The sequence below is a fragment of the Labilibaculum sp. genome, from assembly GCF_041595635.1.
In the GTDB taxonomy this organism is placed as follows: Bacteria; Bacteroidota; Bacteroidia; order Bacteroidales; family Marinifilaceae; genus Labilibaculum.
The window spans coordinates 1-6950 of record NZ_JBFHJW010000105.1; the positions used below are offsets into that span (position 1 = coordinate 1).

6 protein-coding genes are annotated in these 6950 nt (G+C 36.5%); 2 read left to right on the forward strand and 4 right to left on the reverse strand.

Features of this window, described 5'->3' with window-relative positions:
- Both ABYT26_RS17190 and ABYT26_RS17195 read left to right on the forward strand, forming a co-directional pair.
- The coding region (locus tag ABYT26_RS17190; RefSeq protein WP_372756183.1) for a voltage-gated chloride channel family protein at window positions 1-1116 on the forward strand (1116 nt) is incomplete at its 5' end.
- Complete coding sequence (locus ABYT26_RS17195) at window positions 1113-1454, forward strand: DUF190 domain-containing protein (protein ID WP_372756185.1); 342 nt, start codon at window positions 1113-1115, stop codon at window positions 1452-1454. The genes ABYT26_RS17190 and ABYT26_RS17195, both read left to right, overlap by 4 nt.
- A gap of 211 nt (window positions 1455-1665) precedes the next feature.
- Here the strand turns inward: ABYT26_RS17195 and ABYT26_RS17200 are convergent, their stop codons facing one another.
- The 4 genes from ABYT26_RS17200 to ABYT26_RS17215 form a co-directional block, all read right to left on the reverse strand.
- The gene (locus ABYT26_RS17200) at window positions 1666-2613 is read right to left on the reverse strand and encodes a restriction endonuclease (protein WP_372756187.1); all 948 of its coding nucleotides are present in this window, start codon (window positions 2611-2613) and stop codon (window positions 1666-1668) included.
- Between the two features lie 134 nt (window positions 2614-2747).
- Entirely contained in the window at window positions 2748-4898 is a 2151-nt protein-coding gene (locus tag ABYT26_RS17205) for an ATP-binding protein (RefSeq protein WP_372756189.1), read from the reverse strand.
- A complete protein-coding gene (locus tag ABYT26_RS17210) occupies window positions 4898-5638 on the reverse strand; it encodes an SIR2 family protein (RefSeq protein ID WP_372756191.1) in 741 nt (246 codons plus the stop codon). Before ABYT26_RS17210 ends, ABYT26_RS17205 begins: the two co-directional genes overlap by 1 nt.
- A 345-nt stretch (window positions 5639-5983) precedes the next feature.
- Window positions 5984-6358: a hypothetical protein gene (locus ABYT26_RS17215; protein WP_372756192.1), complete on the reverse strand. Its 375-nt coding sequence runs from the start codon at window positions 6356-6358 to the stop codon at window positions 5984-5986.
- Window positions 6359-6950: the final 592 nt, after the last annotated feature.

Sequence of the window (6950 nt, forward strand, 5' to 3'; positions counted from 1 at the left end):
CTGCCGGTGGGTGGTTTTATCATCGGCTTGTCCTACCATTTGTACGGAAACAGTGTGGTGAAGGGGAACAATTTACTGCTGGAAGAATTTCATTCGCCTAAAAAAGTGATTCCTTTTCGGATGGCGCCCCTGGTGCTGTTTGGAACCATTCTCACCCATTTTTTCGGGGGCTCGGCCGGACGAGAGGGAACGGCGGTTCAGATTGGTGGCGCTATTGCCGATCGCTTTACCAAAGTTTTTCATCTATCCGAAAGCGATAGAAAAATTGTTTTGATTGCCGGTATCAGTGCTGGTTTTGCTTCGGTTTTTGGCACTCCACTGGCAGGTGGTATTTTTGCCCTCGAGGTGATGGTGGTGGGGAGAATCCGAATGGAAGCCATTGTGCCCAGCTTTTTAGCGGCTGTTTTCTCGAACTATTTCTGCGAATTCTGGAACATCTCGCATACTCATTACTCCATTTCTTCGGTGGCCGAGATGACTCCTGTGAATCTTTTGTGGGCTTTGCTGGCGGGCATCATTTTTGGATTGGTAGCCATGCTCTTCTCTAAATCGACCCATTTTTGGAGTCACTTGTTTAGCAAGTTGATTAAGTATCCACCGCTTCGTCCGGTAGTGGGGGGGGTGGCCTTGGCGCTGGCCATTTACCTTACGGGAACTACCAAATACATTGGTCTGGGGGTGCCCACCATTGTTGATGCTTTCCATATTGATTTGAATTCCTACGATTTTATACTGAAGCTGCTCTTTACCTCCTTTACACTGGGAGCCGGTTTTAAGGGGGGAGAGGTAACGCCTCTATTCTACATTGGTGCCGCTTTGGGGAATGTGCTGGTGTGGTTCATCCCTCTGCCCATGAGCATGCTGGCAGGAATGGGCTTTGTGGCCGTTTTTGCCGGAGCAACCAACACGCCCATTGCCTGTACCATTATGGGCATTGAGCTGTTTGGGATGGAAGCGGGTGTTTTTATCGCCCTGGCCTGTAGCACAGCCTACCTGTTCTCAGGTCATTCGGGGGTTTATACTTCTCAGATTATTGGGAGTCCGAAGAATAGCAATTTTATGACAGAGAAGGGCTTGCAGCTTTCTGATGTGACGGACAAAAGGAGGAAGGAATGAAGGATTTTGTGACATTAAGAATCTATTTTGAGCACGGACAGAAAGCAAAGGGGCACTCCTTTTGGAAGAAGTTGCATGCGCCGGCTTTCGATCGGGAAATCCTGAAAAGGGCCAAGGCTTTCGACCTGTATCAGGTCTTGAATTTTAATGTGAGCAAAGGCTACCTGAATGGTGCTGCCATTCAGTGGGGACATGCAGAATCGCTGCACTTTCGTCATCCGCAGGTGATGGAAATAATCGATAGGGAAGAGAAGATTATGGCTTTTGTAAAGCAGGAGGAAAGCTTACTGAAGGAGACCAAATTGCTACTGGTAAAAAATGAAATGCTCGTGCTCTGATCCATCAGCAAAAAAGATATAGGAAGAAGGGGGAGACCGCGAAGCTTCCCCTTTTTTTTTGCTACATAGTCCCAGGTCATCTGCATCCACCAGAAAGTAGAAAAGAGTGGCTAGTCTGAATGATGCAAGCTGCCGGCAGACTGTGTAGTTTTTGTCTATTTTGCAGAGTATGAGCTTGTATTAGCAAAGGCTTACTCGACTATAGGCTGTTTTATTCTTCAATAAAATAATCTGAATCGATTTTTTTTACGTCATAAGTTGAAACCGTTGAAACTCCCAGATTATTTTGCATCATTAATTCAACTAATTCATCTCCATCGATTAATACGATTTTCGTATCTATAATTTTTGTGTATTCTATAGCTCCTTTAGTAAATTTAGCGGTCGTAATAAATACACCTTTTTTGGCTCTCTGACCTTGCAAAGCACCTGCGAATTTTTGAATCTCTGGTCTACTTACTGTTCTGTCGCTATCCCATTTCTTTGCTTGCACATATATGATATCAAGGCCTAACTTGTCTTCTTTAATAATTCCATCTATTCCTTCATCATTAGTTTTAGCAAATGCCTTTCCTGCATCTTTTCGAGATCCTCCATATCCCATTCTTAATAAAAGGTCAATCACAAGTTTTTCAAAGAAATCCCATGTGCAATTATCTAATTTATCTTTTAATTCGATACTTGTTTCCTCTTTAAGCTTTTCATAGGCAAATTCAAATGATTCTTCATTTGTCTGTTCGTCAACATGAGTTATTTCTGAAGTATTTTTCTGTTCCCCGTTTTGGGATTTCTTTTTCTCATCTTGGTTTTTCTTGAGTTTTGATTTGAAAGCTAAATAGTTTGGAAACTTATCTAAATATTTAACATTATTAAAGTTCGGGTTCTCTTTGAGTACTTTTTTACCAGCGTCAGTTATATTTACAAATCCTCGCTGTTTTGATTCTATTAAACCTGCTTTGATTAAATGAAGTCTTGCAAATCGAACTCTATTTTTAAAAATTATTGCATTCCCACTTGGAAGTAATTGCTTTCTTTCTACCTCAGTTAACTTAAAAAAATCTTCAAGCTCTTCGGTTGAAATATTTAAATTGACTTCTCCATGTTTACCAATGTTTTGTAGTAAGGGATAGAGTATGTAGTTAAAACTTGGTATAGCCATATTTTAGTTTTTATTGTTTTTCGGATTTAGGTCTTGCGTTCATTTAATCGCCAACGGTGGTGCTATGAAGCGTAGCTTTGTGTTGCGCCTGCGGCAAAGATATGATGTATGAGCACGTGTTGTGCTTTCGTGCTTTATTCTTTTTGTTCAACATCAGGTTCTGTAGGTTTGTATTTCTCACCCTTCTCCCAAGCTTCTGCAATTTTTTCATAGTTGGGAAAGTCTTTTGGCAATTCCATAGTCCAATTTTCTATGAATTTAGGATTATTACTATTAGGTCTTGGGGTTGCCGTATTCATTCTAGCCTGAACAGGTGTCCTTACTGCATCACCCATAATTACAACATGTTGTTGCGGTAAAATTGGTAGTTGTTGTAAAATATCCTCATTCGCAGCAGAAACTAATTGTCTAACATACTTTTGGTCTTCTGGATTTTGAAGTCTATGAATAATAAAAGAGTTGCATTGCGATAATACTGTTTTTGATAATTCGGAAGGACGTTGACTTGAAACGAGTAATGAAATTCCATATTTACGCCCCTCTCTAGCAATTCGCTCAAATACCTTTTTAGCTATTGATTCTCTATCATCACGATTCTTCTCTGGAATATAATTTTGTGCCTCTTCCAGTGCAATTACCATTGGTAGTTTTCCTCTGTCAATTTCGGGAAAACGAGAAACAAAGTCCAAAATAAGCCTACCTATTAAACCTGTAATGGTTTCTAGTACTTCATAAGGTAACAATGACATGTCAATAATTGTTACTTGACTTGGTTTATCGGCAACAAGTTTTTCAATTTCTTCTTTATCTAATTGGTCTTTATAAAAATCAGTATATATATCTGTATGTTCAGTCTTATATACTTTACAAAAATCTCCTAGAATGAAAGAAATGAATTTTGCCAAAGCACTTGTGATTTTTTCTGTTTGAGTTAAAAGAAGAGGTTGTGAAATTCTTTCATCACCTAAATAAGATTGAAGTCGTAACCTTAAAGTTGAAACATATTCCCGTAATTTTGAATTAGAGCTCTCCTGTTCGCAAATTGCTTCATCAAAAAATTGTTGCAACAATTTATTAAAGTCAAAAAATAACGGCAGATCAATATTGCGCTCCTCCGCCACTTCAAAATCTCTAACAGATGCATTATATAATGACAATTGCTTTCTAACAGCTTGGGAGCAGGTGGTCAGAACTGCAGTACTTAAATATCCTTCAACATACTTATTTGGTTTGGACAATGCTTTCTTAGCCTCACATAAAGCTCTCAATGCATCAAGAAGTCCATTTTTATCAAAATCAGTATCTAAAGCTTTTAGTTCTACACCAAAGCTTTCAATATCATCCCAAATTAAGTTTTTTATTTTAAAATCATTTGCATCACAAGCACTTGAAATAGATTCCAATTTTGACAAAAATGCTTGTGGAATTAATTTCTTAACGGAGGCAACTGTTTGATTCTTTGCTAGACCTAATGCTCTTTTAAAAATAGGGGCTTGTGTACCAGAGGTTGGTTCAAATAGATAATCAAAGTCAGCAAAATTCATAAACCAAAACGGAACTTTCATTCCATTTTTATCTATATGAAATGGGTTAACTAATTCCAGGTTCTTGTATGGGTTTTCTTTTGTTCCCTGAAAGGCTTGTTTATATTCTCCATTCGTGTCAAATATAATGATATGAGCATTTTTTAACTTTTTACCATTATAGTTAAAATCAAACATACTTTGAATTATCGATGCAACTGTGCAGGATTTTCCCGAGCCAGTATTACCTAATATCGCTGCATGTTTTCCGAAAAATTTGTCAGGATTTATCTTAATTTTATAATCAGAAAAAGAAGGAGATGTCCCGATGGGTAAATAAAAATCATCTTCAAAATTAATTTCTTCTGAGTTTTTCTTTTGGTCAAAAATACTGTCCAAATCTTGGCTTGTTACATACCAAACAGGATTGTCTAGAATAGGATAATTGTAAACTCCTTGTATATATTTTCCACTATTCTCAATTGTTCCAATCATTGTTGCAACTAAATACCTTGCGGATTTAGTTAAAAATATTGCTTCTGTGTTTTTCCCGAGTTCCGTTTCATCAATTGCCCGGACACTTGTAACCATTGCGACAATTCTGTCTGAACCTATGGGAATAATTACGTAAGAATTAATTCTGGCAACTTCAAATATATCTTCATACCCACTTTTATAAAGGCTTTTTAAGTCATCATCAAGACGAATATATGCTCTGAAACTATCAACTGAAATTACTTTACCTATGCTTCTTTCGCTCATTATTCAGTTTCTTTAGTTGGTGCAAGTTTAGAAGCTTTAGTGCTTAATAACTCGTTCAAGGTATTTGCAACTTTTTCGTTATTGTCAACGTTGTTGAAGTTAGGCATTAGAGTATCTGAAAAAGTCAGAAAGTCCCCAAAGAATTCTCCTTCAAGTATAATTATTCTAGGGTCATTAAGTTCTTTTAAATTGTCTATGTATTCGTTTCGTGTACCTTGAAAATCAATGACAATTAGTGTAAACGTTGGGTTTGATAATGCTTGATAGATAATGTCATTAAAATGGTCGTCTCCAAATGAATATCCAACTGTAACAAGCACTGATTGGGATTGAGTTATGGTCGAAGCAAATTGTCTGAAAAGTTCTGAGTAGGGTAAATCAAGAGTATATGACTTTTTAACAGCAGAGGGATAGATAATAATTTCTCCTTTTTTCTTTAAAGACTCGATTAATTCTAACGATTTCTCTTCAATTCCATAAAGGTTGTTAGAATCTCTTAAATCAGAATTCACCCAAGATAATGAGCCGTGCAATTTATAATAACGTACTACCTTTTCGATTCGTTGAACTTTACCCGAAGTCGTTGAACCTGGATAGAAAATATCGTATTCAAATGTTTCTGGCTTAAAGAATCTTTTATGAAATCCAGAAAAACCATCTATATAATGAACACCAAGCTTATCAAAAGCATATTCAAATGCTAAATCATAATTTGCTGTAAAGATATTTGCTCGCCTCAAATTTAGTGGTCTTTGAAGTAGTGCCTTTATGAATTTTTCATGAAAAATATATTTGCTTTTAGATTCAAGGAGTTCACCTTGAGCATTGTCTTTTGGAAATTGACTTGCTTTTTTTCTATCGATTATTGTTTGGGAAACAGGTCTGTTTTCTAGGTTGCAAACATTAAAAAGCCCTTCTTTTATGGCAATTATGAGTTCACCTATTTTGTCTTCTCTTTCTGTACTTTTATCCTCTGTTAAAACGTAATCTTTTGCTATTAAATAATTTAATATTTTCTCATATTCAATTGCAATTTCATCATTTTCACTATCTCGTACAGTATCATCATCAAAAATATCAAATTTTCAACCACGTTCATCTTTAAAGCTTTGATGTTCGGCACCTTCAATTAGGTTGTCTTTACCATATTTGAATAAATCTACTTGCAAATTCTTAACAGTAGATATGAATTCTTTATATATCCCTTTTTCTGTTTTATCTTTTTCTTCTAAATACTCTTCCACTTCCTTAGGGAAATTTCGTATTGCTACAGCACCTAAATGAATGGACGTTCCTGAGCCAAACAGAAAATTTACATTATCCAACTCAAGGTAGTTTTTGAGCATCAACTTGATTTTATCAATAATTTTACCTTGTTCTAAGTCTTCAGCTATCCAATCAGATAACTTATCTGTATTTCCAAAGAAAACTTTGTTTCTAGTCGGTTCAAAATGTATCATTTAGTACTATTTTATTTGTAGGTTTGTTTTTTTTGGCATGAAGCACAACTAGTTCATAAACGCCATAGCGTTTAATTCCGTTGTGCTTTTAAAAAGTGTGTTTATCGCGTTATATTGGTCGGCAATTAACGCTTAACTATTTTCACTATGTGAAGCTACAAAACAATAATCTCCAAAGCAAGCAATTTGATATTTTACAGTAATAATTTGTCGGGGAAAGAAACTTGCAGCAGGTAAAAAGAATTTATCTGCCTATTTTGAGGGGAATAGGCTAGAATTCATGTCAGGAGACTATCGATACATAATTTTTTTTTGTACTAGGAGTGTCTGTTCCTACTGCTACGGAGCTTATTCTTGTCATGTCTATCTTTGGTCTGCAATGCTTCGCGAGCATGGGGGCGGCAGGGTGGCGGTCAATAGCGCATTATCTGTCTGCTCGATTGTGGCTAGTTTTTCTTTCTAATGATTTTTACAATTCGGTTTATTGTAATTTCCGATAAGTTCCATTCATAACCATTAAAATCTGTGGTATTGATGAATTGAACCACAATCGCGTCTATATCTTTGTGGTATTCTGCAAGACTTTGATAGC

What these genes read in the sequence shown, in the direction of transcription:
- ABYT26_RS17195 (WP_372756185.1), top strand. Translation starts at nt 1,113, where the DNA reads ATGAAGGATTTTGTGACATTAAGAATCTATTTTGAGCACGGACAGAAA.
- ABYT26_RS17205 (WP_372756189.1), bottom strand. Translation starts at nt 4,898, where the DNA reads ATGAGCGAAAGAAGCATAGGTAAAGTAATTTCAGTTGATAGTTTCAGA.
- ABYT26_RS17215 (WP_372756192.1), bottom strand. Translation starts at nt 6,358, where the DNA reads ATGATACATTTTGAACCGACTAGAAACAAAGTTTTCTTTGGAAATACA.
- ABYT26_RS17200 (WP_372756187.1), bottom strand. Translation starts at nt 2,613, where the DNA reads ATGGCTATACCAAGTTTTAACTACATACTCTATCCCTTACTACAAAAC.